This window comes from Bacillus sp. z33, assembly GCF_058313615.1.
Window position 1 is genome coordinate 80,116 of sequence record NZ_JBZFQN010000004.1, and the last position, 25,916, is coordinate 106,031.

The 25,916-nt window shown below is 37.7% G+C and carries 25 protein-coding genes; 18 read left to right on the plus strand and 7 right to left on the minus strand.

The features are described from left to right. Positions 1-29 precede the first annotated feature (29 nt). From AC4G3L_RS15020 to megL, 3 genes are all read left to right on the plus strand, one after another. Positions 30-1,706 carry an ABC1 kinase family protein gene (locus AC4G3L_RS15020; protein ID WP_491077808.1) on the plus strand — a complete coding sequence of 559 codons (1,677 nt, stop codon included), beginning with the start codon at positions 30-32 and terminating at the stop codon, positions 1,704-1,706. A gap of 14 nt (positions 1,707-1,720) precedes the next feature. After that, positions 1,721-2,200: a Cys-tRNA(Pro) deacylase gene (gene ybaK, locus AC4G3L_RS15025; RefSeq protein ID WP_491077809.1), complete on the plus strand. Its 480-nt coding sequence runs from the start codon at positions 1,721-1,723 to the stop codon at positions 2,198-2,200. A gap of 219 nt (positions 2,201-2,419) precedes the next feature. After that, a complete protein-coding gene (gene megL / locus AC4G3L_RS15030; protein ID WP_491077810.1) occupies positions 2,420-3,598 on the plus strand; it encodes a methionine gamma-lyase in 1,179 nt (392 codons plus the stop codon). A gap of 22 nt (positions 3,599-3,620) precedes the next feature. Here megL and AC4G3L_RS15035 read toward each other — a convergent pair whose 3' ends face one another. Continuing rightward, positions 3,621-4,754 (minus strand): amidohydrolase, encoded by a 1,134-nt coding sequence (locus AC4G3L_RS15035; RefSeq protein ID WP_491077811.1) that lies wholly within the window; start codon positions 4,752-4,754, stop codon positions 3,621-3,623. Between the two features lie 176 nt (positions 4,755-4,930). Here AC4G3L_RS15035 and AC4G3L_RS15040 point away from each other — a divergent pair, with 176 nt between their 5' ends. The 4 genes from AC4G3L_RS15040 to AC4G3L_RS15055 all read left to right on the plus strand — a co-directional run bounded on the left by AC4G3L_RS15040 (position 4,931) and on the right by AC4G3L_RS15055 (position 6,575). Further along, a complete protein-coding gene (locus AC4G3L_RS15040) occupies positions 4,931-5,503 on the plus strand; it encodes a beta-class carbonic anhydrase (protein ID WP_491077812.1) in 573 nt (190 codons plus the stop codon). Between the two features lie 141 nt (positions 5,504-5,644). Continuing rightward, positions 5,645-5,866, plus strand: a complete 222-nt coding sequence (locus AC4G3L_RS15045) for a hypothetical protein (RefSeq protein ID WP_491077813.1) — start codon at positions 5,645-5,647, stop codon at positions 5,864-5,866. A 2-nt stretch (positions 5,867-5,868) separates the two neighbouring features. Beyond that, positions 5,869-6,099, plus strand: coding sequence for a hypothetical protein (locus tag AC4G3L_RS15050; RefSeq protein WP_491077814.1), 231 nt, complete (start codon positions 5,869-5,871; stop codon positions 6,097-6,099). A 275-nt stretch (positions 6,100-6,374) separates the two neighbouring features. Continuing rightward, entirely contained in the window at positions 6,375-6,575 is a 201-nt protein-coding gene (locus tag AC4G3L_RS15055; protein ID WP_050614125.1) for a cold-shock protein, read from the plus strand. 323 nt (positions 6,576-6,898) lie between these two features. On the opposite strand, the gene AC4G3L_RS15060 is transcribed toward AC4G3L_RS15055, so the two are convergent. Then, a complete protein-coding gene (locus AC4G3L_RS15060; RefSeq protein ID WP_491077815.1) occupies positions 6,899-7,117 on the minus strand; it encodes a YczO family protein in 219 nt (72 codons plus the stop codon). A 60-nt stretch (positions 7,118-7,177) separates the two neighbouring features. Further along, entirely contained in the window at positions 7,178-8,302 is a 1,125-nt protein-coding gene (gene menC, locus AC4G3L_RS15065; protein WP_491077816.1) for an o-succinylbenzoate synthase, read from the minus strand. 151 nt (positions 8,303-8,453) lie between these two features. Between menC and AC4G3L_RS15070 the strand changes: the two genes are divergently transcribed. From AC4G3L_RS15070 to pflA, 4 genes are all read left to right on the plus strand, one after another. Beyond that, positions 8,454-10,094 (plus strand): M20/M25/M40 family metallo-hydrolase, encoded by a 1,641-nt coding sequence (locus AC4G3L_RS15070; protein WP_491077817.1) that lies wholly within the window; start codon positions 8,454-8,456, stop codon positions 10,092-10,094. Positions 10,095-10,183: 89 nt separating this feature from the next. Then, positions 10,184-10,342, plus strand: coding sequence for a hypothetical protein (locus AC4G3L_RS15075; RefSeq protein WP_491077818.1), 159 nt, complete (start codon positions 10,184-10,186; stop codon positions 10,340-10,342). Positions 10,343-10,669: 327 nt separating this feature from the next. Continuing rightward, on the plus strand, positions 10,670-12,928 hold the full coding sequence (pflB, locus tag AC4G3L_RS15080) for a formate C-acetyltransferase (RefSeq protein ID WP_491077819.1): 2,259 nt from the start codon (positions 10,670-10,672) through the stop codon (positions 12,926-12,928). Between the two features lie 101 nt (positions 12,929-13,029). Next, positions 13,030-13,785, plus strand: a complete 756-nt coding sequence (gene pflA / locus AC4G3L_RS15085) for a pyruvate formate-lyase-activating protein (RefSeq protein ID WP_491077820.1) — start codon at positions 13,030-13,032, stop codon at positions 13,783-13,785. Positions 13,786-14,294: 509 nt separating this feature from the next. On the opposite strand, the gene AC4G3L_RS15090 is transcribed toward pflA, so the two are convergent. Continuing rightward, positions 14,295-14,753, minus strand: coding sequence for a C40 family peptidase (locus AC4G3L_RS15090; RefSeq protein ID WP_491077821.1), 459 nt, complete (start codon positions 14,751-14,753; stop codon positions 14,295-14,297). Positions 14,754-15,184: 431 nt separating this feature from the next. On the opposite strand from AC4G3L_RS15090, the gene motA reads away from it, so the two are divergent. The 3 genes from motA to AC4G3L_RS15105 all read left to right on the plus strand — a co-directional run bounded on the left by motA (position 15,185) and on the right by AC4G3L_RS15105 (position 17,529). Then, positions 15,185-16,000: a flagellar motor stator protein MotA gene (gene motA, locus AC4G3L_RS15095; RefSeq protein WP_491077822.1), complete on the plus strand. Its 816-nt coding sequence runs from the start codon at positions 15,185-15,187 to the stop codon at positions 15,998-16,000. Further along, positions 15,969-16,736 carry a flagellar motor protein MotB gene (gene motB / locus AC4G3L_RS15100; RefSeq protein WP_491077823.1) on the plus strand — a complete coding sequence of 256 codons (768 nt, stop codon included), beginning with the start codon at positions 15,969-15,971 and terminating at the stop codon, positions 16,734-16,736. The genes motA and motB overlap by 32 nt, the downstream gene beginning before the upstream one ends. A 274-nt stretch (positions 16,737-17,010) precedes the next feature. Further along, positions 17,011-17,529: a type 1 glutamine amidotransferase domain-containing protein gene (locus tag AC4G3L_RS15105; RefSeq protein ID WP_491077824.1), complete on the plus strand. Its 519-nt coding sequence runs from the start codon at positions 17,011-17,013 to the stop codon at positions 17,527-17,529. Between the two features lie 46 nt (positions 17,530-17,575). On the opposite strand, the gene AC4G3L_RS15110 is transcribed toward AC4G3L_RS15105, so the two are convergent. Next, positions 17,576-17,800, minus strand: a complete 225-nt coding sequence (locus AC4G3L_RS15110) for a DUF1128 domain-containing protein (protein WP_491077825.1) — start codon at positions 17,798-17,800, stop codon at positions 17,576-17,578. A 359-nt stretch (positions 17,801-18,159) separates the two neighbouring features. Between AC4G3L_RS15110 and AC4G3L_RS15115 the strand changes: the two genes are divergently transcribed. Together AC4G3L_RS15115 and AC4G3L_RS15120 are read left to right on the plus strand one after the other, a co-directional pair. Continuing rightward, a complete protein-coding gene (locus AC4G3L_RS15115) occupies positions 18,160-18,555 on the plus strand; it encodes a YtxH domain-containing protein (RefSeq protein WP_491077826.1) in 396 nt (131 codons plus the stop codon). Between the two features lie 31 nt (positions 18,556-18,586). Next, the gene (locus AC4G3L_RS15120; RefSeq protein WP_491077827.1) at positions 18,587-19,420 is read left to right on the plus strand and encodes a YihY/virulence factor BrkB family protein; all 834 of its coding nucleotides are present in this window, start codon (positions 18,587-18,589) and stop codon (positions 19,418-19,420) included. 353 nt (positions 19,421-19,773) lie between these two features. Here AC4G3L_RS15120 and AC4G3L_RS15125 read toward each other — a convergent pair whose 3' ends face one another. Both AC4G3L_RS15125 and AC4G3L_RS15130 read right to left on the minus strand, forming a co-directional pair. Further along, entirely contained in the window at positions 19,774-21,708 is a 1,935-nt protein-coding gene (locus AC4G3L_RS15125) for a heavy metal translocating P-type ATPase (protein ID WP_491077828.1), read from the minus strand. Between the two features lie 386 nt (positions 21,709-22,094). Then, positions 22,095-23,273 (minus strand): MFS transporter, encoded by a 1,179-nt coding sequence (locus tag AC4G3L_RS15130; RefSeq protein ID WP_491077829.1) that lies wholly within the window; start codon positions 23,271-23,273, stop codon positions 22,095-22,097. Positions 23,274-23,408: 135 nt separating this feature from the next. On the opposite strand from AC4G3L_RS15130, the gene cax reads away from it, so the two are divergent. Both cax and AC4G3L_RS15140 read left to right on the plus strand, forming a co-directional pair. After that, the gene (gene cax, locus AC4G3L_RS15135; RefSeq protein WP_491077830.1) at positions 23,409-24,473 is read left to right on the plus strand and encodes a calcium/proton exchanger; all 1,065 of its coding nucleotides are present in this window, start codon (positions 23,409-23,411) and stop codon (positions 24,471-24,473) included. A 576-nt stretch (positions 24,474-25,049) separates the two neighbouring features. Further along, the gene (locus tag AC4G3L_RS15140) at positions 25,050-25,835 is read left to right on the plus strand and encodes a YfkD family protein (protein ID WP_491077970.1); all 786 of its coding nucleotides are present in this window, start codon (positions 25,050-25,052) and stop codon (positions 25,833-25,835) included. The last annotated feature ends 81 nt before the right edge of the window (positions 25,836-25,916 follow it).

Below are 25,916 nucleotides of genomic sequence, written 5' to 3' on the forward strand. Positions count from 1 at the left end.
TATGACTGAGTAGGTTAGGGGGAAAGCAGGTGCTAAAAAAGAGGATACGTCACTTTAATCGGTATCAGGATATCATCCGCGCCATGATACATAATGGCTTCGGATCGATTGCAAAAGAACTTGGTTTATCCGATATGTTACCGTTTGGTGGGCAGTGGACTTTTGAAGGCAAGGAGGTTAAAAATCGGCCAGCTGCCGAGCGGGTTCGCGCCATTCTTGAGGAATTGGGTCCGACCTTTGTTAAGCTTGGACAGATGTTGAGCACAAGACCCGATATTGTTCCTCCTTCCGTTATTCTAGAACTGGAAAAGCTACAGGATCATGTGCCTGCCTTCTCCCCAGAAGAAGCTAAAAAGATTATCGAAAATAATCTGGAATCATCAATTAATGAACTGTTTGCCGACTTTACGGAGGAACCATTGGCTGCAGCTTCCATTGGTCAAGTACATAAAGCTGTTCTTCATACAGGAGAACAGGTGGCTGTGAAAGTCCAACGTCCCAATATTCAGGGGAATATTGAGACAGATCTTGAAATTCTGCATAATATAGCGAGATTGGCAGAAAAACGATTTAGCTGGGCAAGAGATTATGGAATAAGTGATATAGTGGATGAATTTTCCCTATCTTTACATCAAGAACTGGATTATGGGATAGAGGGAAGGAATGCCGAAAAAGTCGCCAATCAATTTATCGGAAATGAAAAAATTAAGATACCATCTATCTATTGGGACTACTCTACTAAGCGAGTATTAACGATGGAATATGTGGAAGGTATTAAAATTAACGATATTAATATGCTCGATGAACTTGGTTTTAACAGGCGATTAATCAGCGAACGCTTTACAGATGCGATGATGAATCAAATCTTAATCACAGGCTTGTTCCATGCAGATCCTCATCCAGGAAATGTCCTGATTCAGCCAGGCGATCGGATTGTTTTTATTGATTTCGGTAATATTGGGCATCTTGATACACGGATAAAGTATGCATTTGCGACATTGATTATTGCACTAAAACGAGGTAATACGGATAGTGTCATGCGTGCACTCTTGAAACTGGGCTTCACACCTGATGATATTAATTATGATAAATTGCGATCTGACGTGGAGGAAATTATCGATAAGTATTATGGACAGCCTTTAAACACCTTAAATATGAGTGATGCAGTAAATGATTTCTTTACTTTAACCTATTTACACCATATCCGTATTCCATCTGATTTGACTATGCTGGGTAAAACCTTTCTTGCGGTTGAAGGGGTGGTAGAGACTTTAAATCCAGAGTTCAACATCATTGATGTGGTAGAACCATTTGGAGAAAAGCTGATCAAGGAGAGATTGAAGCCTAAAAACCTAACAGACTCTTTATGGAATATGGTTGTGGAATACTCGGATATCTTAAGCGAAATGCCTCGAAGCTTAAACGAATTGATAAATAAGCTAAAAGAGGGTAAATTCAATGTGCAAATAAAAGTACCGCAACTCGATATATTTCTTGGTAAAATGGATAAGGTAGGGAACCAGCTTTCTTATGCCATCATTCTGCTCTCTTTTAGTATTATTATGGCAGGTTTGATCATAGGCTCATCTTCAAGAGGCGGTCATTCTATTTTATGGCAAGTGCCTATTATAGAGATTGGTTCCATTATTGCAACTTTAATGGTACTTTATTTACTTTATTCCATTTTTAAATCGGGCCGATTTTGAGAGGAAGAGTTGAAGTGGGGAAGGTAAAGACGAATGCATTGCGGATACTGGATCAAAAAAAGATTGAATATGAAATATTACAGTACGATAATCGGGATGGAAAAATTGATGGCCTTTCCGTTGCAGAAAAGATTGGGGAGGATCTTCAACTTGTCTATAAGACACTCGTCACCATTTCGGGAAGTGGCGAAATTTATGTTTTCGTGATTCCTGTAGATTGTGAGCTGGATTTAAAAAAGGCAGCTAAAGTTTGCGGCGAAAAGAAAATTGAGATGCTCCCTATGAAAGATATTCAAAAATGGACAGGTTATATTCGAGGAGGCTGTTCTCCGGTTGGGATGAAAAAGCAGTATCGAACATACATAGATGAATCAGCTAAAAAACAGGATAAGATCATCGTCAGCGCAGGGAAAGTAGGAGTTCAAATGAAATTAAATGTACCTGCTCTCCTTAAAACTGTAAATGGTGAATGGGCTGAAGTTATACATAGGTGAAAAGGTCTTTGCAAAGGCCTTTTTTATTTTTATTAATCAGCTTTGTTAATGAAAACTATATCTAGTTTAGAAATCGGTGTTACCCCTTTATTCTGACAGGTGATCAAGCGGAAAGTAGAAACATTTGATTTCAGAAAAGTTGGTTTACAATTTTTGGTTATATGCCATATGATAGAGAAGGGAGATTGATTGAATTTTTAACATTTAGGGGGAAGCATGATGAAAAAAAAATATACGCATATTGAAACGGCGGCTATTCATGCCGGATATGATTCAAACGAACATCTGGGAAGCTTATCTATGCCGATCTACCAAACTTCCACCTTTACTTTTGAATCTGCTGAACAGGGGGAACAGCGATTTGCGGGTACAGATAATGGATTTATCTATTCGAGATTAGGCAATCCAACCGTACGTTCTTTAGAAGAAAAGATTGCTGTAATGGAAGGAGCGGAAGAAGGGATTGCATTTGGTTCGGGTATGGCTGCTGTATCAGCTGTTCTAATGGAAATGACAAAAGCAAATGACCATATTCTCTGCTCACTTGGTATATATGGTGGCACTTTTGATTTATTAGTAATGATGAAAGAAAAATATAATATTGGGTATGATTTTAGCCCAATGGAAACAGAAGAACAGATACAGGATTGCATTAAGCCCGAGACAGCTTGCATATTTGTTGAAACACCGATTAATCCAACTATGAGAGTCATTGATTTGGAAATGGTGGCAAGGGTGGCTAAAAGAAATGGCATCCCAGTCATTGTAGATAATACATTTCCATCTCCATACTTACAACAGCCTCTACAGTTGGGTTGCGACGTTGTTGTCCACAGTGCAACAAAGTATATTTGCGGTCATGGGGATGTAGTGGCAGGCTTAGCTGCTGGGTCTCATGAATTTATCTCACGAGTAAGAAAAACAATTTTAAAGGATGTCGGTGGAATTATGGCTCCTTTTGACGCCTGGCTGTTGCTAAGGGGAATTAAGACCTTGCCAATACGCATGGACCGCCATAGCGAAAATGCTCAAAAATTATATGAAAAACTAAAAGAACATCCGAAAGTCGAGCGTATTTATTTTCCTGGAGATCAGCAAAATGTGGGATATGAGGCAGCTATGAAACAAATGCGTCAGCCGGGAGGGATCATTGCATTCGAAATAAAAGGCAGTAAAGAGGATGCTCAAGCCTTCCTTAACCGGATGAAACTTATTAAAATTGCAGTCAGCTTGGGGGATGTCGAAACATTGATTTGTCACCCAGCTTCCATGACACATGCCATTATTCCAAGGTCAGAACGATTGGAAATGGGTTTAACAGACCAGTTGCTGCGTGTATCTGTAGGATTAGAAAACTGGCAAGACCTATGGGAGGATATAGAACAAGCGCTGGAATAGGATATAACGAAAGGCTGAATCTTTATGAGTGAGATTCAGCCTTTAACGTGTGGAGGATTGCTCTTGTCAGTATTTCAACCCCGTGCATCAAACAGGAACGATTAAATGTCATGTTTGGATGATGGAGTCCGGGAGTTAAATCAGCACCCAGCGCCAGCATCGTCGCCTTTATGGATGGCCGAAGTTTCGTATAAAAGTGAAAATCGTCACTTCCGGGTGTAACGACCATTGGACTTAATCCCTCGCGTCCTAATGTATCTAATATAGCCTTTTCCATAAAATGAGTTGCTTGGTCGGAGATGATGGATGCCGGTGTATCCGGATGGTGTTCAAGCTGAATTCGGATCTTGAATATAGATTCTAAATGGGCGAATGATTGTTGTATTTTTTCCTTAATGATGCGTAAATCATCATATGACTGAGCTCTGGCATCAATTCCAAATAAAGCAGTACCTGGTATGATATTTAAATTTTCATTGCCCGTTTCAAATCGGGTGATTTTAATGGTGTGAGGTTTCATCGGTGACAGTTTAATTTGTTGAAGCAACTGGTGCATCATGACCATGACCTCTATAGAACTTGTCCCTAAATGCGGGCGTGCTCCGTGTGCATCTTCTCCGATTATTTTTCCTGATACATGATAGGTTGCTCCGTGATTAATAGCAGGTGCTGCCAGCCCAAGAGGCAATTCCTCTATTGGCCTAAGATGCAGGCCGTATAAATAATCAACATCATCCACAATTCCGAGGTTCGTAACTGCCTTGGCACCTTCACCTGTTTCCTCAGCTGGCTGAAAGATAAAACGGACAGTTCCTTTTTCAATGGCAGACAACTCATTGAGCATCAAAGCTACACCCAATACAATCGACATGTGCGCATCATGTCCGCATGAATGATTAGCTTTATAAGTTCCGTCGCATTCTTGCCAAAGTGCATCCATATCAGCGCGAACACCAATAACTGGCTTTCCATAACCAATTTCAGCAACTAAACCTGGAAAGGAGTCGAACGGTTTGCATATAATCCCTTCTTCGCTCAATCGTTGTACTATAAAGGCTGAAGTCTCATGCTCTTTCCAGCTTATTTCAGGATTTGTGTGCAAATATTTAAAAATAGAAAGTACATAATGCTCGAGTAGACTTAATTTTGTTTTCACCGTAAATGGATCCTTTCATTTAGTCTTTACAGAAGTACCGTTTAGCCCCTTCCTTATTATGATAGTGTACGCATCTAATCGATTAAAGTTTCCCTCACATAAAATTGTATATTATTTCAACTATTATAAACACTTATGTACAATGAATGTAAGGTTATATGAAGGGGGAGAGAGAAATGAATACTTTAGATGAAATTCTTGCTTATAATGAGGGATTTGTAAAAAATAAAGAATATTTACCATATCAAACTACAAAATTCCCGGATAAAAAGATCGTTATTGTAAGCTGTATGGATACCAGATTGGTTGAACTGTTGCCAAAGGCAATGAACATAGCCAATGGGGACGTTAAGATCATAAAAACGGCTGGGGCAATCGTAAATCATCCATTCGGCGGAGTAATGCGTTCAATCCTTGTGGCAATTCATGCCCTGGGAGCGCAAGAGGTATTTATCGTTGGTCATGAGGATTGCGGTATGGCTGCGATGGATCCCGATCAATTAATTGGACAAATGGTTGAAAATGGAGTTCCAGCAGACACCTTTTCTACTCTGGAACACGTAGGAATTAATGTGAAGCAGTGGGTAAAAGGCTTTTCGAATGTCAATGAATCGGTAACGGAAAGTGTCAATTTGGTTAAGAATCATCCTTTAATGCCGAATCATATACCGGTAACGGGAATGGTTATTCATCCATCGACTGGGAAATTGTCTGTGGTTGTCAATGGGTATGTAGATTCAGAGGAATAAAACTTTATACTAAATTGTTGAATGGCGTGTGAATGAAGAGCACGTCATTTTTTTATTGGGAAAGAGGATTTTGCGCTCCAATTAACGAACTGGTTTATTATACTATGCAATATTTATACAGATGTGAACTGGAGGTATACAATGAAAAAGTGGATATATATAGTAGGATTAAGCCTACTTATACTGTACATCGGAGGATGCACGAATGGTGAATTAAAAGAACCGCCTTCTATCATTATCAAAATTAATGGAGAAGAACTCGAATCAGCAAAAGGAGGGTATGAATGGAGCGTGGAAAAATGGTTTACTACAGAGACCGCTAATGTAGATGCACTGACACCTAATCAATTGCTGAAGAATTAAAATTGAGAGCAGGCAAAGTTAATAAAGATTCTGTTGCAGCCATTTCTTTCAATGATGGATCTAAGCCTGAATTGCAGGTGTTTTTATGGAATGAAAAAAAGGTGGTAAAAGAGTTGCCGATATCCGGTCAAGAAATAACCCTGCCTTCAGAAACAGGGAGGCAAGTCATTGAAGTGAGGGGTAAATGGTCAAATGGGGAGGCTTCTTATACATTTGCTGTCGAAGTTATTTAGACGGCTCTTTTTGAGTTTGCAAATAATAATATATGTTTTATAGGTACAATGTGAACAGACTAGGATCATCTAGCAAAGAAATATCAGGAAAAGTGTCGGTAAAATTAACTTGATCATTCTTAATATTTGATATTTTTTAAATAGCATGTTATTCTTAAGAAGAATTATTTTTGTTCGGTTTCAGATTGAGAATAAATTTTGTTTTTCGTCTAAGGTATTTGAGCAAGAGTAGTAATAAATTGTGTGGGTATGATTCACACTAGGAGGCAACAATTATGGAACAAGGTAAAGTGAAATGGTTTAATGCAGATAAAGGTTTTGGATTCATCGAACGTGAAGGCGGAGAAGACGTATTCGTACATTTCTCAGCAATCCAAAGCGAAGGTTTCAAATCTTTAGACGAAGGTCAAAGCGTAACGTTTGAAGTAGAACAAGGACAACGTGGCCCACAAGCTACAAATGTTCAAAAAGCTTAATTCATTCAAAAGACTCTATTTGAGTCTTTTTTTTGTTTAAATAGTCTTCCTGTAATAAAAAATTCTATAAAATTAATGAGTAGAGTAGAGTGTAGACAAAAGGAATTCAGAATAGCTCTGTATGGGCCATATACTGAATTCCTTCTTTATTTTTTTCGCTTTCTCACATGGGATAGACCTATCCCCTACTATTATTTAGTCGTTTTTGGACTTTCCAAAGTCCAAATGGTCAACTTCATCAAGTTCATAGCAACGAAAGTAAACATCGCCTGCATGGGCCATTTTTTAAATTACCTTACAGCTGAACCACGCATTCCGTACTCTTACTGTTTTTCAGGTTCATATTTCTTTTCACTCGAGGAGGTGCTTTTCGTAGCTGTTTTGTCTTTTTCTTCAAGAACTTCTTCACGTAAATCCTCAATAGGAATTGTATCTACATGTTGTTCGTCCTCAAATTTATCGAGCATATGCTCTTTGTCTGTCATAGAATTCTCAGGATTGTCCATTTTTTTGTTTGATAAGGGCTGCTTTTCCTTTGTCATAAATATCCCCTCCAATTGTTTGTTTTCTATTTTTATACCCATATAGAAAATGAATACACATTATTTGGAAGTGAATATTTCTTTATGTGTAGAGTAGTAGGCTAACCAAGTTCGGTCAACTTCGAATCCTAATCCTGCTTGTTCGGGTACTTGGATAATACCGTTTTGGACGATAACTTCAGGATACGTGATATCCTGTTTCCAATAATTACTCGAACTTGAGATGTCACCGGGCAGGTTAACTTGTGGCATGGAAGCGAGCGCAATGGTGTGTGCACGACTTATTCCTGATTCAAGCATACCGCCGCACCAAATGGAGATATTTTCAGCTTCACAAAGATGAAGGATTTTAACAGCCTCTGTGAATCCCCCAACCCGTCCTATTTTTACATTAATGATTTTACAGCTGCCTAAAGCGATTGCTTGTTTAGCATTGTCGAATGATTGTATACTTTCATCCAGACAAAGCGGTGTTGAGATTTCCTTTTGTAGAATACTGTGTTCATAGATGTCGTCAAAACGAAGTGGTTGTTCAATCATCATTAGTTCATAATCATCCAGCGCCTTTAATCGTTCAATATCAGCTAAACTATAGGCAGAGTTGGCATCTGCCATAATCGGTAAGTAAGGATATCTTTTACGGACTGTATGAATAAGAGAGATGTCCCGGCCCGGTTTAATTTTTAATTTGATTCTTTTATATCCCTGCTCAAGGCTTTGATCAATCAAGTGGAATAAATCTGTATCTCTGGACTGAAGTCCGATACTGATCCCCGTTTCAATCTCTGTTTTTGTACCGCCTAAAACCCTCGATAATGAAATATCATGTTTCTTTGCATATAAATCCCATACAGCTCCCTCCAAGGCTGACTTGGCCATGGGATTTTTACGAACAGGAGAAAAAAGCTGCTGAAGTTCATCTGGGTGATGGATTGGTTGTTGAAGTAGCTTGGGGATTAAAAAATCTTTCATCATATGCGCCGCTGTTTGGAGTGTTTCTTCTGTATACCATGGTTCCTGGAAAGCCACGCATTCCCCCCATCCTACAGTACCATCCTTATCTAACATTTCAATAATAATCATTTCTCGGTCTTTCACAGTACCAAAACTCGTCGTAAAAGGATTCTTCAATTCCATCGAAATATAATGGAGGGTTATCTTTTTAATTATGATGGGTTTATTCATTTTTCAATCGCTCCTTTAATTGTAAGAATACCGTATCATATCTGTTTTCCTACATCAAAAAAAGGAACCCTGCAAACGAACATTTAACTGAATATTCCATATATTACTGATATAATTTTAGGAAGAGATAGAGAAAAATAGGGGTGGAGGCATGCGACACTGGAATTCTAAGGAAGGAATTTTGGAATTATTATACCGGGTTGTGAAGGTACCAAGTGTTACTGGTACAAGGGGTGAGTTGCGTATGGAGGATGAAATTGCTGCAATCCTGATGGAAATGCCTTATTTTCAAAAATACCCAAATCGAATATACAGAAAACAAATTCCAGGAGATATCTTAAATCGAAGAGCGATAGCTGGATTTTATAAAGGGAATAAAAAAAGCAAAAAAACCATTATTTTATTAAGCCATTATGATGTCGTGGGTGTTGAGGATTATGGTCGTCTTGCACCGCTGGCTTTCTCGCCATTGGAGTGTACCAGTGCTATGGCGGACGAAAAAATTCCTGATGATGCAGAGGAGGATTTGAAGTCAGGAGACTGGATATTTGGACGAGGGATTATGGATATGAAAGCAGGGTTGGCCATACAAATGGCATTATTTTCAGAAGTGGCTGAAAAGAGTGATTTGGAGTATAATCTGTTATTTTTGGCTACTCCGGACGAAGAGAGATATTCAGCAGGTATGTTTGCCGGAGTGGAAATGGTTAAAGAAATCAGGGATCAATTCCAACTAGATTTGGAAGTGGTCATTTGTTCGGAGCCAAGTTTTGGGGCTTACCCAGGAGATCGTTCTAAATATTTCTATACGGGATCTGTAGGTAAGTTACTCCCGCTAATTTTTTGTGCAGGAACGGAAACCCATGTGGGCGAACCACTCGAAGGGATGAATGCAGCCTGGATGGCAGGTGTAATTGCGGACAAACTGGAGTTATCATTAGCTTTTCTAGAGTATGAACATGAGGAACGAAATCCTCTGCCCACTACATTAAAACTAATGGATTTAAAAGAAGGATATAATGTCCAGACACCAACAGCTGCATATGTACTTGCGAATATTCTTACGCTGAAGCAAAATCCTGAAGAGATCTTAAACAAGCTGAAAGCAATTGGAGAAGAAAGCAGTCAGTATATTTCGGAGAGACTTTCAACGATTTATGACTCACTTGGATATGACAAGAATAATTTAAGAAAGCCGATCATTAAGCCAAAAGTATATTCCTATCATGAATTATTTCAAAAAGGTCGCATAAAATATGGTGATGTGTTCGTTAAAGAAATAAAAGCAAAGATTGCTTTGCTTGAACAGGACTCAGGCATGAATATGGCTAAATTAACAGCAGAAATTGCGGACGTGGTGGCAGCCTTTTTTAAATCAGAGGCTCCTTTCTATATGATTATGCTTGCTCCACCATATTATCCGCATGTTTATTTGGAGGAGGATGAGAGGGATCAAAAAGCAAAAGAAATAGTAGAAGACTGTGTTGTAATTGCTGAAAAGAAATTTAATGAGAAAATAACGATACTGTCTTATTTCCCTGGTCTTTCTGATGTAAGTTATTGTCGATTACGCGATCGTGATTTAGTTATGTCGGTGCTGGAAAATGAAATGCCGCTATATGGGAAAGGGTATAACCTTCCGCTTTCTGTTATTGGGGAGCTGGATATACCGGCCATAAATATAGGTCCATATGGAAAGGATGCACATAAGCGTACAGAAAGACTCCATATCCCATTTTCCACTGAAATTGTTCCGAAATTGCTTAAACACGCGGTTTATGGTTATCAATAATGGGTGTTATTTTTTATATTGCCTCAACTTACCTGCCATAATTCTCACCTTTCTGCAGAAAATGATGATAAGGGAAAGGAGGGTTAGTTATGGCTCGAGGCAAAGGTTTTAATCATAAACGTAAAGGCCACCCCGGAAATTTTCCGCATCATGCAGAAACGGGTGGAAATCAGGAACAGCATACAAACCATGAACAATATATTGTGACGAAGGATGCCTTTAAAAACAGGGGAGATGTGCATAAATAACAAATTTGTTATATAATGGTACACAAGGCATCTGTATTAAAGAAACAGATGCCTTTTATAGTACAGATATGTGCGGATAGATGATTTTACTATAACAGATTTATAAGTTAACTCAAACTTATAAATTCATAATTGTTTGAAATTATATAACAAATGTTGTTTTAACAACATTGATTCCGATTTCACTGGATTGTCATAATTTACATGTTCACTAATTCACATTCAAGGTGTATTATATAGCTATAGATAGCTGTTATATTTATTCGGAAAATTAACAACTAGTAATAAAAAGAAGATTCCTGAATGTAAAATTAGGAGGTAAACAAAATGGCAATGGTTATGGATAAAGTAACTAATAAAGATGCATGGAGAGGCTTTGCTGGTGGCGATTGGCAGAAAGAAGTTAACACACGTGACTTCATTATGAAAAACATCACTCCATATACAGGAAACGATGAATTCTTAGAAGGCGCAACTGAAGCAACAAAAGAATTATGGAAACAAGTAATGGAATTAGCTAAATTAGAGCGTGAAGCAGGCGGTGTCCTTGATCTAGATTCTAAAGTAGTATCTACTATTACATCGCACGGTCCTGGATATTTAAACAAAGAACTTGAAACAATTGTTGGTTTCCAAACAGATAAACCATTCAAACGTTCTCTTCAACCGTTCGGTGGTATCCGTATGGCGGTAGCTGCAGCAGAATCTTATGGATTTACAGTAGATGAAGAAGTACAAAAAATCTTCACTGATTATCGTAAAACACACAACCAAGGTGTATTCGATGTTTATACTGATGAAATGAAACTTGCTCGTAAAGCTGGTATCATCACTGGTCTTCCAGATGCATACGGACGCGGACGTATCATCGGTGACTACCGTCGTGTAGCATTATACGGTGTAGACTTCTTAATCGCTGAACGTAAGAAAGATCTGAAAAACTACGGTTTAAGAACAATGTCAGAAGAAGTTATTCGTCAACGTGAAGAATTAAGTGAACAAATTCGCGCGTTAGGTGAATTAAAACAATTGGCAGAAATTTATGGATACGATATCTCTAAACCAGCTACAAATGCAAAAGAAGCAGTACAATGGCTGTACTTCGGTTATCTTGCTGCAATTAAGGAACAAAATGGTGCGGCAATGTCTCTTGGACGTACTTCTTCCTTCCTTGATATTTATATTGAACGTGACCTTCGCGAAGGCACATTAACAGAACAAGAAGCACAAGAGATTGTTGACCACTTTGTCATGAAGCTCCGTCTTGTAAAATTCGCTCGTACACCTGATTACAACCAATTGTTCAGTGGAGATCCTACTTGGGTAACAGAATCAATCGGTGGTATGGCATTAGACGGAAGAACACTTGTAACGAAAAACTCTTTCCGTTTCTTGCACACATTAGCAAACCTTGGTCCAGCTCCAGAGCCAAACTTGACTGTGTTATGGTCTACGAAGTTACCTGAAGGATTCAAGCGCTTCTGTGCGAAAATGTCTATCCAAACAAGTGCGATTCAGTACGAAAACGATGATATCATGATCAGAGAATACGGCGATGATTACGGAATTGCTTGCTGTGTATCCGCTATGCGTATTGGTAAACAAATGCAATTCTTCGGAGCTCGTGCAAACCTTGCGAAAGCATTGCTATATGCAATCAACGGCGGTGTGGATGAAAAACTTAAAATTCAAGTCGGCCCGAACTTCAAACGAATTACTTCTGAAGTGTTAGATTTTGATGAAGTTATGGCTAACTTCGATAGTACGATGGAATGGCTTGCAGAGCTTTACATCAATACATTGAATGTAATCCACTACATGCATGATAAATACAGCTATGAGCGTATTGAAATGGCGTTGCATGATGTTGAAATCCTTCGTACAATGGCAGCTGGAATTGCTGGATTGTCTGTAGTAGCTGACGCATTAAGCGCAATTAAATATGCACAAGTTAAACCAATTCGTGATGAAAATGGAGTAGCAGTTGATTTTGAAATCATTGGCGACTTCCCTAAATACGGAAACAATGATGATCGTGTTGACAGCTTGGCAGTGGAACTTGTTAGAAACTTTATGACAAAATTGAAAAAGCATAAAACATACCGCAGCTCTGTGCACACACAATCCATTCTTACAATTACTTCTAACGTAGTATATGGTAAGAAAACTGGTAACACTCCAGATGGACGTCGCGCTGGCGAACCATTCGCACCAGGTGCGAACCCAATGCACGGACGTGATACAAAAGGTGCTTTAGCTTCTCTATCTTCTGTATCTAAGCTTCCGTACGATTGCTCTTTAGATGGTATTTCTAACACATTCTCCATGGTTCCAAAAGCACTTGGACGTGAAGAAGAACAACGTGAAGCGAATCTTGCTGCAATCCTGGATGGTTATGCTTCCAAAGAAGGTCACCACTTGAATATCAACGTATTCAACCGTGACACATTGCTAGCTGCTATGGAACATCCAGAAGAGTATCCACAATTAACAATCCGTGTATCTGGATACGCTGTAAACTTCATTAAGTTGACTCGTGAGCAACAAATTGATGTTATTAACCGTACGTTCCACGAAACTATGTAATATAAATTATGCACGTTACTAGGAGGTCTCCCTGTATTATCAGGGAGACTAACTTTTAACTGTCAGATGGATATTTTCATCAAAAGAAAGGATGGGATCTCATGACAACATACGGGAACATTCATTCCGTTGAAACAATGGGTACAGTAGATGGCCCAGGGATCCGTTACATTATTTTTACCCAAGGCTGCTTATTGCGCTGTCAATATTGTCATAATGCCGACACTTGGGAAATTGGCACAGGCAAGCAAATGAGTCCTGAAGAAATTGTTGCAGATATAGAATTATATAAACCATTCATGGATGCATCAGGCGGAGGAGTTACTGTCAGTGGCGGTGAACCGCTTCTGCAAATTCCGTTCATAATAGAACTATTTAAATTATGTAAAGAAAAAGGAATCCATACAACCATTGATTCATCAGCAGGTTGTTTTTCCAAATCACCCGAGTTCTTGCAGCAATTTGACGAACTACTTGAATATACAGATTTAATCCTATTGGATATTAAACATATAGACAGCAAACGTCATATCAAGCTCACGGGTAAACCAAATGAACACATCCTGGAATGTGCCCGTTACCTTTCTGACAAGGGCCAACCGGTTTGGATCAGACATGTATTAGTTCCAACTGTTAATGATCAAGACGAATATCTGGAAAGAATGGGACAATTCTTAGGTACACTGAATAATATTGAAAAGGTAGAAATCTTGCCATATCATCAACTGGGTGTTTATAAATGGGAAACGCTGGGCTATAAATATCCACTGGCCGGAATCCAATCTCCTAGTGATGAAAGTGTAGAACATGCCTATAAAATGTTAACCAAGTATATGAAAAACGTAAAAGCAGTCTAACTGGCTTGCAACGCAGGGTGGGAAGAAACAGTCTTTCGAGTCATATCCAACCTGTCCACTATTACGAATCGTTTTCGAATTTGAATAGCAGGGAACTTCATTTTGAGGTTTCCTGCTATTTTTTGGTTTTAAATGAAAATAAGCATGAAGGTAATTAGAGAACTGGAGATACTAAAAGCGAATAAAAATCTATAATGAGAGCGATAGAAAATTGAATACTGGCTGCGGTGAATCTGTTGGAGTATTCTACAAAGGTGGAATCTAATTGGTATAAACTTAAGGTGAAAGTGGATATAAACAAACAGAGACTTATGCTATACGTTTCAATGAGATTAAATTAATGCGGACGGTTCAAGTTTGCCTTATTAGGGCTATTACTAGAAAGTGAGATTCGGGTTTTATGATTAATTCTAAATGTATATATAATAAAAGGTTTTCAATTATTACAGATGGGTATAAAAAAATAAGCAAAATAAAAAGGCGAAACATGTCCGCCTGGAAAATTGAATTTATAACCTCTTAGCTCCTACATAGCGTTTCTTCCAATATGATGAGCTTAGTGAGTCAGTTTTTACACCTTTAGACACTGAGTGAATAACTTTGTTGCTTCCAATATAGATTGCGACATGGGAGACTCCTTTTCCGGAAGTGTTAAAGAACACTAAATCTCCTTTTTTAAGCTTAGATTTTGCAATCTTTTTTCCTTGTTTATACATACTCGTTGATGTCCTTGGAAGATTCTTTCCTGCTCCTTTTTTGAAGGAGTAACCAACAAAACCAGAGCAATCAAAACCCTTAGGTGTTGTTCCGCCGTATCGATAAGGCGTTCCAATATATTTTTTTCCAGTGGATATGACTTTATTGATGTTATTATTCGACATAGCAGCTGAGGCTTCAGATTCAAATGGTCCAAAAGACACAAGTGTGGACGACAGAAAAATAGCTAGAGCAATAATAATTTTTTTCATATTGACCCCCAAAATGTTTTTTTAGCAGCATTATGATATCCTACCGCCTTTTCTCTACTTTCTTACTATAACTAAAATACTAGTTTCTATGGTTACAGCATTATTGAGTTTAATTTACATTAATATTACAAAAACATGTTACCTTCGACATATTTGTTAAAAACCACCAAAATATTTACGTAAGGGCCTGTAACAGAGTTGCCAAACTGAACATAATAGCTAACAGATAAGTGTTAGCTTCAATTAATCTGTCCAGCTATTTATTTGTCTTTAATCTATTAGAAAAAGTGATGATTTTTCATCACTTTTTTTGTGTCTTTATACCTAATTGTCGATAAACTTGAGCTTTATACAATTAATTTATGTAAAGGAATTCTCTTAAATGTCGATACTAGAAGAGATAAAAGAATAGTAGAAAACGGGTGAATTATATGGATAAATCTTCGATCATAGGGATTATTTTGGCTTTCATTTCAGTTGGTGTTGGAATGGTTCTTAAAGGTGTTGATATAGCAGTTCTCATTAATCCGGCTGCCATATTAATTATTTTTTTAGGAACAGCTGCAGCCATTGCAGTTGCTTTTCCGGTTCATGAATTGATTAAGATTCCGAAACTGCTTTCCATTATTTTTACGGAAAAAGTAATGATTTCACAGGAAGAATTAATTCATACATTTTCTGAATGGGCTCAAACAGCACGTAAAGAGGGATTGCTGGCGTTAGAAAAAATTTCGGAATCTGTAGAAAACCCCTTTTTGAGGAATGGTTTAAATTTGGCAGTAGAAGGACAAAGTGCTGATTATATCAGGGACATTCTTTCAGAAGAAATTGATGCTATGCAAGATAGGCATGCAGTTGGGGTTCAGATTTTTACACAAGCTGGTACCTATGCCCCGACCCTCGGAGTTTTAGGAGCGGTAGTAGGGTTGATTGCCGCCTTGGGCAATATGAGCGATACAGAGGTGCTGGGACATGCTATAAGTGCTGCATTTGTTGCTACATTAATGGGAATTTTTACGGGATATTTGTTGTGGCACCCGTTTGCGAATAAATTAAAGAGAAAATCCACTCAGGAAGTACGGATTAAAGAAATGATGGTAGAAGGCATACTATCTATCCTGGAAGGTGAAGCACCAAGGACAATAGAGCAAAAACTATCTTCTTATTTGCCTGCTGCGGAAAGAAAGAAATGGTTGGAAGGTGAGATGAGGAACAATGTCCAAGCGAAAAAAGAAATCTCGGCATGAAGAGCATATGTCCGAAGCATGGTTGCTCCCATACAGTGATTTATTGACGTTATTATTGGCGTTATTTATTGTCCTATTTGCTACAAGCTCTGTAGATGCACAGAAATTTTCGGAAATATCTAAAGCTTTTAATGAAGCATTGGATGGAGGAACGGGTGTTTTTGAAAATCCCAGTCCATTGCCTGAGGGGATAATGACAGAGACAGATCCCGAAAAGTTTGATGGTAAAGCAGAGGAGGAGAAAGAGTCGCCTGGCCCTGAAATGGAAGAACTTAAGGAAGTTCAGGCGAAGTTGGATGCTTATATTAAAGATAGCGATTTAAAGAAAAACTTAAAAACCTCTTTGACAGAAGAAGGACTGTTATTAACTATTAGTGATAATGTTTTATTTGACTCAGGAATAGCGATGGTCAGGGAGAAGGACGAAACAATAGCTAAGGAAATATCAGACCTGTTAGTGATGGAACCGCCGAGGAATATTATCATTAGTGGACATACGGATAATGTACCGATCAGTAATGCTGATTTTGAATCAAACTGGGAATTAAGTGTTATGAGGGCCGTTAATTTTATGAAGCTTCTGCAAAACAATAAAAGGTTAAACCCGGAATGGTTTAGTGCAAAAGGATTTGGAGAATTTAAGCCGGTATCGTCTAATGATACTGATAGAGGGAGAGAGAAAAATAGACGTGTGGAAATCCTCATCATGCCCCGTAAAACCTTAATTGGTAACTAACTTATCATGGTTTTGAAATCATTAAGAATAAGTTATTTATCGTTTTTGTAATCGAAGAGCAAAATGTTTTGATAGAATGTAGCATTCATCTACTCAGAAACTGACTGACTTTTTGGGGTGAAGTTTCTCTAAGGAAGCTTACAGTAACAAGGAATGACCTGATGAACCAGTGTGAATATATTTCACGCTGGTTTTTATTTGATAATGTTTATAAAAATTCTGCCGGGGAAGAAGAAATAGGTATGTACTATCTTTTATAAAGGAGATTGATTAGATGAGTAAAAAAATCGCATGTGTTATAACAGATATGTTTGAAGATGTAGAATATACAGATCCTGCCAAGTCTTATAAGGAGGCAGGTCATGAAGTGGTAACAATCGGCATTGAAAAGGGACAAACAGTTGAAGGAAAGCAAGGAAAAGAAAAAGTGGAAATCCAAAAAGGAATTGAAGAGGTAACGGCTGAAGAGTTTGATGCTTTATTCATTCCCGGTGGATTCTCACCTGACATTTTAAGAGCTGATGATCGTTTTGTTGCATTTACGAAAGCTTTCATGGATGCAAAGAAACCGGTATTTGCGATATGCCATGGCCCGCAATTATTAATTACCGCAAAGACGCTTGAGGGAAGAGATGTAGCGGGATACAAATCGATTAAGGTCGATATTGAAAATGCCGGTGCCACTTATCATGATGAAGAGGTATTTGTATGTGGAGAGCAATTAGTTACAAGCAGACAACCAGATGATATTCCCGCATTTAACAGAGAATCATTGGCTTTACTATCCAAATAAAAAATAACTCCTCTGCTAGGATAGCAGAGGAGTTATTTTACTTTAGTTATTTTCTTAGATTTCCGATTTCTTCTACAATTGCTTGCATTTCACTGGGACTGAAGCGATCCTTGGACATGACCATTTCATATATTTCTAATAAATCCTCATAAGTACTCTCATTAAAGCTGTCTGGTCGCATGGCGGAACTATTGATCATTTGTAATTTTTCTTGGATGCCCGTAATCATCAAGTTGATATTCTCAGTGGATTTAATTGATAAATCTGCCACTTCATTCATCCCTTCTTCACTTATATTAGCAATATCATTCCATGTAATTCGTTATCTGTCAAATTCAAGTTTAAAATTCTGTGTCTGTTTATTTTGTTTTCGCTGTTACTGACTATTAAAACTAAGTACAACGACCCCAAAGAAAATCATTAATCGATTGTGAAAATACAGTTAAATCCCTTAAAACTCTATAAAAAAATATCAAATGAATCATTTTATTAATAATATTATAAGAATACTTCTGCCTCGAGTAATAATAATAATAATAATAATCTAGTGACATTTATGTTTAGAAATCCGTCATTATAGGTAAATCTATGAATATAAGATAAGTAAGTAATATTAATTCTGGAGGGATAATGATGAATAGAAGCAATCAAAAGGGAAGTAAACTGTGGATGGCAATTTTAGGTGGAGCAGCGGCAGGTTTTGCGATTAGTTTATTAGATAAGAATACTCGCAATACCGTGATCACAGGCGGTCAAAATATGCTGACCAATCTTAAATCGGTAGCGAAAGATCCTAATTCAGTTGTGGAAAATGTGAAAGATATTTCTGGTAAAATTCGTACAAACATCGATCAAATTGGTCAAGACGTTCAATTTATCTCTGAAAAAGTAGATGAAATGAAAGAAATGCCTCCGCAAGTAGCAGGGGTTATTAAAGAAACAAAAGAAGTTCTAGTGGACAAAAAATCTTCTGACAAGTCTAATAGCACTTCATCTGATGGCTTAAGTACCACTTCTACTAAATAAGATGAATCAGTTGAACAGAGGTGGCTCCAGGATGAATAATGCAAAACAGCATGTAAATAAATCTATGATTAAACATTTAGTTGAAAAAATAAAGGATGATGAAGTAACAGGACTAGCGGCACAGTTAGCCTATTACTTCTTACTATCCATTTTTCCGCTTTTGATATTTGTTATCACCTTGTTGCCTTTCTTACCGGTCAATCAAGCAGATATAATGGACATTTTGCATACGTATGCACCGGCAGAATCGGCAAAGCTATTAGAAGCGAGTTTAAAAGAAATCATGAGTAACCAAAATGGCGGCTTATTATCCTTCGGGATCCTGGCCACGATTTGGTCTGCATCCAATGGGACAAACGCCATTATGCGTGCACTCAACCATGCATATGATATTGAGGAAACCAGATCATTTTTTAAAGTAAGAGGATTAGCTTTGATTTTAACCATAGGACTGATCTTGGTAGTAGTGGTGTCTTTACTATTGCCGGTGTTTGGAAAATACATTCTCAATATTGTATTTGATTTCCTTGGTTTTGAACCTTCCTTTGTTTATGATCTGCTACGCTGGGGGATCTCCATTGCTGTGATTACCTTTGTATTTTTAATCATATATTGGGTTGGACCTAATCTGAAAATGAAAATTATGAACGCTTTGCCTGGAGCAATTTTTGCAAGTATTGGATGGGCTGGATCATCCTTAGCATTTTCATTTTACGTAAGTAGATTTGCGAACTATTCATCTACATACGGCAGTCTTGGAGGATTAATCGTATTAATGCTTTGGTTTTATTTAACCGGACTTGTGATTATTATCGGAGGAGAAGTAAATGCGGTATGGTCCAAGAACAGGGTGACTAAAGTATAGATGAATGGCAATTGTTTACTAAATGAATAGTCAGCATATTGTGGAGGACAGATGTATTGCTTTTAGAAGTGTACGTTGATTAAAAAATGAGACCGTCCGATGAGTTATTTAGGTGCTTATCGTACAGTCTCTTTTTTGATGGCACTTTTAGGGGAATTGTCCTGTATATCATTGTCTGGGTAGCGAGGGATCGGTTCCAGTAAGTTTCTGGGCTGATTAAATTGGCATTTATGTTATTGTATCGAAATGTATAGTTTTCTTAAGAATAGTGATATGAAGATACAAAAAAGTGGAGAAAACAAAACGGTTTTTCTCCACCCATGGTTGATTTGGGATTAAATAGACTATCCAGCTTATTTAGATTTTAGCAAACGGAGGCTGTTTAGTATGACAAGAATAGTACTACCTTCATGGCCGATTACGCCAAAGGGGAGGTCTAGTACCTGGAAAAAGTTTGATGCCACTAAAACCATAATGACTAAAATAGAAAAAATTACATTCTGGCGGATGATCTGATTCATACGTTTGGATAATTGGATGGCCTCAGCTATTTTTGGTAAATCATTTTTCATCAGGACAATATCCGCTGTATCAAGAGCCACATCAGAGCCTTCACCCATGGCAATTCCGACAGAAGCAGTTGCTAAAGCCGGTGCATCATTAATACCATCTCCTACCATAGCCACAGTTGTATATTTTTCCCTTAGCTTTTTAACCTCTTCTACCTTACGTTCAGGCAAACAACCAGCCACAAACCCTGATAATTGGCTTTCTTTGGCGATGACTTGAGCTGTGTGCTCGTTATCTCCAGTCAGCATACAAGTGTATACATCTAATTCTTTTAAAGTATGGAGTGCTTCTGCAGTCTCTTTACGGATGACATCTTTTAAAGCGATAATTCCAGCTATACCCTTCTCATCTTCTACGTAGGATAATGTTTTCCCCTCAGACATTAATTCAATTGCAGCTCCATCTTCAAATGATAAAGCAGCTTCATGTCCAACAAAATCTTTCTTACCAATTTTCCAGTAGTGTCCGTTTACGTATCCTTGAACACCGTATCCGGATATCTCTTCTGAAACTATACGTGGCAATGTCTGTTGATATTGTTGTTCCACAAATTTAACAATGGATTGTCCCAGAGGATGATTCGAATTTTGTTCAAGGGAAGCCACACTAAATAAAAATTCTTTTCGATCGATATCATCACGGATTAAAATATCCGTTACCACTGGTTTTCCTTGAGTAAGTGTCCCTGTTTTATCGAATGCGATGGCTTTAACATTACCTAAGGTTTCGAGATGGACACCGCCTTTGAATAAAATTCCGTTTTTAGCACCATTCGAGATTGCAGATAAAGTCGCCGGCATGATGGAAGCGACCAGTGCACATGGTGAAGCTACAACTAATAACACCATTGCACGATAAAACGTTTCGTTCCAGGACCACCCCAACACAAAATGTGGGAGGAACATCATAATTCCAACAACGATAAGAACTACTTTGACATAGATATCCTCAAATTTTTCGATAAATAATTGAGAAGGAGATTTTTCACTTTGTGCATTTTGAACTAGTGTGATAATTTTTTGGAACAATGTTTCGCTGTTGGGCTTCGTAACTCGTACCTTTATAGTTCCATGTCCATTAACTGTTCCTGCAAAAACTTCATCTTGGACATGTTTACTGACTGGAATCGATTCTCCAGTAATGGCCGCTTCATCAACGGTGCTTTCGCCATATGAAATCTTCCCATCAGAGGGAATGCGTTCTCCAGGTTTGATAAGAATTAGATCTCCAACTTTCAAGGAAGATACGGGTACAATTTCTTCTCTATTGTCCATAATCCTTAAAGCCTGTTCTGGCTGTAAATCCATTAATGAAGAAATTTCTTTATGGCTTTTATTCATCGTGTATGTTTCAAGTGCACCACTCAATGAGAAAATAAAGATCAGGATTGCTCCTTCAGTCCAATATCCAATGATGGCTGAACCAATTGCAGCCATAATCATTAAAAGTTCCACATTTAGTTTTTTTTCTTCTATTGTTTGCGTGATTCCTTCTTTAGCTTTTGCATAACCGCCAATCACATAAGCCAGGATATAGATGAACGCCGAAGCCGAAGCCGAATCCTTTGTAGACAATAACCAGCCGTATAAAATCAGAATACCACTTAAACCGGCAGCTAAAAGCTCCCAATTGGATGTGAGTTTATCTCTTAGTTCTTTCCATTTATTGGATGGTTTAGGTGAATTTTTCGCGCTCGTTTTATTCAGAGCCGTCTCCATGTCAATAACCTCCCGTAATTGAGAATAGATTTCATCTATCACCTATTTTTCATTTATAATTGAGAATGATGTTCAAAGTCATTAAGCTTATAAAATAACTTTTGCTGCCACAAATACTGTGACAGCAATAATTTAACCAATTATTTATAATAATTATTATCTACGTATCATTATAACATGTATAGCCTAATATGTTAAGGGATTGTTTTGGGAAAGTAGGAAACTTATATTATTGTCTATGAGGTTTTAAAAAAGGATATTTAGAGAGAGTATACGAAAAGGTTGATGATTGGATACGTGAACATGAGTGGCTATTTGACACTTTCGAATGAACACAGGAGAGGGTGGTGATACAATTAAACATCTCGAATTAAAAAATCCTCTGCTTACACAGAGGATTGAATGTGGTTGGTATATGATTTTTGTTTAAACTGATTAAGAGAAATGAAAATCAGCAATAGAATGATACTGATGACCAGAAGGAAATTTCCGTTTGGCAAATATTGAATGGCCAAGCCGCCAAAAAACGGACCGGAAATGCTTCCTAGACTAAAAACAATACCACAAATAATATTACCGGCAGGAAGCAGTTGTTTAGGCAGTAAATCGGTCATATAACTGATTCCTAAAGAGAATGTTGAACCGACGAGCATCCCTGCAATAAAAAAGCATATAAATAATCCTGTAACAGTTTGTTCAATTAAGGCCGCTGTTAAGAAGATAGAAAATCCACCAAAAAGGACATATTGCAGGATACGTTTCCTTCCTAAAGAATCACTTAATATCCCTAAGGGAATTTGAGTAATAATACTACCAGCTGCAAAAGCAGGGAGAATGATGGAGACTTGTTGGACATCCATATTAAGCCGGAGTGCATAAATAGGAAAATTTCCGTTTAAAGATGCTTCCAAAAAGCCATATCCAAAAGGAGGTAAGAAGGCGACCCATGCATATTTGGCCACTTTTTTGAAGCGATATAAAGTACCGAAAACATTGGTTGTTTCCAAATCCTCATCCGGAAATTCATTTTTTAATAAGAAGACGGTTAACCAAGCAACTAAGCTGATGGCAGATGCAACTACAAAGGGCAATGTTCGATTGATTTCAATTAGATTGGTTAATAATGGGCCTGCAGCAAAACCGATCCCGAAGGATAATCCATAAATCGATATATTTCTGCCTCTACGGTTCATTGGAGTAAAAGCAGTGATCCATGTTTGGGTAGTGAAATGCAGCGTATGATCGCCAATCCCAATGATCATACGCAGGATAAACCAGAACCAAAAAGAATTAAGGATCGGAAATAATAAAAATGCAATAATGACAGACAGCCCGCCGAAAACAATCAGAGGTTTATACCCGAATTTTCGCAAAGGAATTTCCATAAAGGGTGAGATTAATAAAATTCCAAGATAAAGTCCAGTAGCATTTAATCCGTTTAGTCCGGAGCTGACGCCATCTTGTTCAAAAATGATGGCAATTAACGGTAATAGCATCCCCTGTGAGAAACCTGAAACGGCAACCAAAATAATAAGTGCGGAAAATCTGATTTTCTGATAGTTCATTTTTATCGCTCCTCTACCTATCTGAAGTCCATGTTAGAATTGTTTGTAAACTTTAGCAAGAGAAATTGAGAGGAGTAATTTAATATTTTTTTGGGAATTAAAGAGATATATTTAGTTTGGAAAGGAATTTGAGGGATGGGACAAAAAATATTTTTTGCTATGTTAATTATTGGGCTACCAGTTTCTGTTGCGGGTTCTATTTTACATTGGCCAAGCCTATTAATGTTTGCTGTGTATTGTCTAACGATTATTGCATTAGCAAGTTTTATGGGGAGAGCAACTGAAAGCTTAGCCATCATATCCGGACCGAGAATCGGCGGACTGTTAAATGCAACATTTGGTAATGCAGTTGAACTGATAATATCTATTTTTTCTTTGAAAGCGGGACTGGTTGGAATTGTATTGGCCTCTTTGACGGGGAGTGTCATAGGCAATTTATTATTAGTTGCCGGAGCTTCATTTTTCTTGGGCGGTATTAAGTATAAGCGGCAAAAATTTAATGTATTTGATGCCAGGCATAATGCAGGGCTTTTGACATTTGGTGTTTTGGTTGCTTTTATCATTCCTGAGGTATTTGCCGGGGAAATGGAAGCGAACAACCAAATGGTTATGAGTGCAGGTATTTCTATTATTTTGATTTGTTTATATCTGGCAGCTTTGTTCTTTAAACTGGTGACTCATCGAGGAGTTTATCAGCGTAAGGATGAATTGACTCATCTAGAAGAAGAAGTTGAAGAAGCAGAGTGGAGTAAAAAATGGGCGATTATGATTCTTGCCTTAGCAACTGTGGCAGTAGCTTATGTGTCAGAGAATTTGGTACATACATTTGAAGATGTAGGGGACCAGCTGGGATGGTCTGAACTGTTTATTGGGGTCATTATTGTGGCAATTGTTGGAAATGCAGCTGAGCATGCATCTGCTATAATTTTTGCTTATAAAAATAAAATGGATATTGCTGTTGAAATAGCCGTTGGTTCCACTTTGCAGGTGGCCATGTTTGTAGCACCTGCGTTAGTTCTGATCTCTTTATTATTTGAAACGCAAATGCCGCTCGTTTTTACAATGCCTGAACTGGTGGCCATGGTGCTATCTGTCTTTTTAATGATTGTCATTACAAACGATGGGGAAACAAACTGGTTTGAAGGCCTTACCTTAATTGCTGCGTATTTAATTATGGGAATCGGCTTTTTCCTATTATGATAAAAACATATAAAAAGACTCTGATCTACTTTAGATTCAGAGTCTTTTTATGTTTTTATCATTTGATTCTTCATAAGTTTTGTCTAACTACATTCTAATCTTTCCAACGTTAAGTTTTCTTTTTAAAGGAGTCTTACCGTTTATAAAACAGTCATGTTAGTTAGCTTTATAAGTCACATCCTTATACAAAATTTTTTAATTTCGTGACGAAATCCACATTATGTTTTCTTGTGTGAGGATTGTTCGATAAGCATTCCTCCCCGTAGTTATTCCGGCTGTTGATTTCGCCTCCTTTACAATATGTTAATCTCATTATAGCAGCAGATATAAGAATTGTAAATATTCTGTTTTTTACAAAAGTGTTACAAATACGCGTATTATAAGCAGGCGTTAAATGTCTTTTACCCTGTTTTACAGCTTGTTTATGATGGTCTTACAGAACGGATAAAAGAATAATTGCATTCTGAATAGATTTTTTGCTAAAGAGGGAAAATAAATGCACAATCATTCTTTTTTGTATGTATGAAAGGAGCTTCAAGCATGAGAAAAAATGCTTTTATATTGATCGTAATCGCCATGCTTATCATCATTCCTGCTCAGCATAATTGGGCTGCCCCAAAGGATGGACCTGAACCTAAGGTGGAGGATGCCAAGTATAAAATTCCGGATTCCGTTTTATCGATTAATAAAGAAAATACGTATCCGAATCCCAGTCAGGACACGCCTATGCTGGAGCCAAGTGACTTATCCAAACAATTACTTGAATCCAGCAATGTGAAAATTGAAAATCCTGAACTGATTCACATGCTTAATGAAACCAATATTGGAAATAATCCTGTTGCTTTTTGGTATCGGGCTACCGTTTATTTAGGTAAATGGGCTTTAAATTATGAATCCATGGAAACCTCTCCAAATTGGGAGTACCAAAAAATTAATACAAATTTTTATGATAATCGCGGAGGGGATACGAATCACCAAATTCATTATGTACAAGAAGCACAAAAAGTTGTTCGAGGTGGATTGACAGCTAAAGTTCCATCCAGTGACGATATAAAAAAAATGATGCTAGCTAGAGCATCTGAAAAGTCGAAACTGCCACTTGCGTTTGAAACGGTTGTTGGTGGCGGAACAAAGAAAGATAGAGTATATAATATTCCCCCAATGAGACTTGGTTATCTTTATGGATATGCACCTGCCATTAATGAAAAAGGGAAAGTTACGTATGGTGAGGTCTATTTGCAGTTAAAAGGAAGCAAACGTGAAATTGCAGTAAGAAATGTGACCTCACAAGGGATAGGAGCCTGGATACCCATTCAGGATCATGTCTCTTATCAATTCAGAGCAGAAAACAGACCATACTAATTGCATAAATTTGAGATTTTGAACAGCTTCAGCCGGGAATGGTTGAAGCTTCTTTCTTTAGGGAAAAAGAGAAGTGACTAG

Coding starts and splice junctions, on each gene's coding strand:
- motB (WP_491077823.1), top strand. CDS start 15,969: ATGTCCAAGCGAAAAAAGAAATCTCGGCATGAAGAGCATATGTCCGAA.
- AC4G3L_RS15125 (WP_491077828.1), bottom strand. CDS start 21,708: ATGGAGACGGCTCTGAATAAAACGAGCGCGAAAAATTCACCTAAACCA.
- AC4G3L_RS15105 (WP_491077824.1), top strand. CDS start 17,011: ATGAGTAAAAAAATCGCATGTGTTATAACAGATATGTTTGAAGATGTA.
- AC4G3L_RS15115 (WP_491077826.1), top strand. CDS start 18,160: ATGATGAATAGAAGCAATCAAAAGGGAAGTAAACTGTGGATGGCAATT.
- megL (WP_491077810.1), top strand. CDS start 2,420: ATGAAAAAAAAATATACGCATATTGAAACGGCGGCTATTCATGCCGGA.
- AC4G3L_RS15060 (WP_491077815.1), bottom strand. CDS start 7,117: ATGACAAAGGAAAAGCAGCCCTTATCAAACAAAAAAATGGACAATCCT.
- AC4G3L_RS15090 (WP_491077821.1), bottom strand. CDS start 14,753: ATGAAAAAAATTATTATTGCTCTAGCTATTTTTCTGTCGTCCACACTT.
- menC (WP_491077816.1), bottom strand. CDS start 8,302: ATGAATAAACCCATCATAATTAAAAAGATAACCCTCCATTATATTTCG.
- pflB (WP_491077819.1), top strand. CDS start 10,670: ATGGCAATGGTTATGGATAAAGTAACTAATAAAGATGCATGGAGAGGC.
- AC4G3L_RS15045 (WP_491077813.1), top strand. CDS start 5,645: ATGAAAAAGTGGATATATATAGTAGGATTAAGCCTACTTATACTGTAC.
- AC4G3L_RS15075 (WP_491077818.1), top strand. CDS start 10,184: ATGGCTCGAGGCAAAGGTTTTAATCATAAACGTAAAGGCCACCCCGGA.
- motA (WP_491077822.1), top strand. CDS start 15,185: ATGGATAAATCTTCGATCATAGGGATTATTTTGGCTTTCATTTCAGTT.
- cax (WP_491077830.1), top strand. CDS start 23,409: ATGGGACAAAAAATATTTTTTGCTATGTTAATTATTGGGCTACCAGTT.
- AC4G3L_RS15070 (WP_491077817.1), top strand. CDS start 8,454: ATGCGACACTGGAATTCTAAGGAAGGAATTTTGGAATTATTATACCGG.
- pflA (WP_491077820.1), top strand. CDS start 13,030: ATGACAACATACGGGAACATTCATTCCGTTGAAACAATGGGTACAGTA.
- AC4G3L_RS15130 (WP_491077829.1), bottom strand. CDS start 23,273: ATGAACTATCAGAAAATCAGATTTTCCGCACTTATTATTTTGGTTGCC.
- AC4G3L_RS15140 (WP_491077970.1), top strand. CDS start 25,050: ATGCTTATCATCATTCCTGCTCAGCATAATTGGGCTGCCCCAAAGGAT.
- AC4G3L_RS15040 (WP_491077812.1), top strand. CDS start 4,931: ATGAATACTTTAGATGAAATTCTTGCTTATAATGAGGGATTTGTAAAA.
- AC4G3L_RS15120 (WP_491077827.1), top strand. CDS start 18,587: ATGAATAATGCAAAACAGCATGTAAATAAATCTATGATTAAACATTTA.
- AC4G3L_RS15055 (WP_050614125.1), top strand. CDS start 6,375: ATGGAACAAGGTAAAGTGAAATGGTTTAATGCAGATAAAGGTTTTGGA.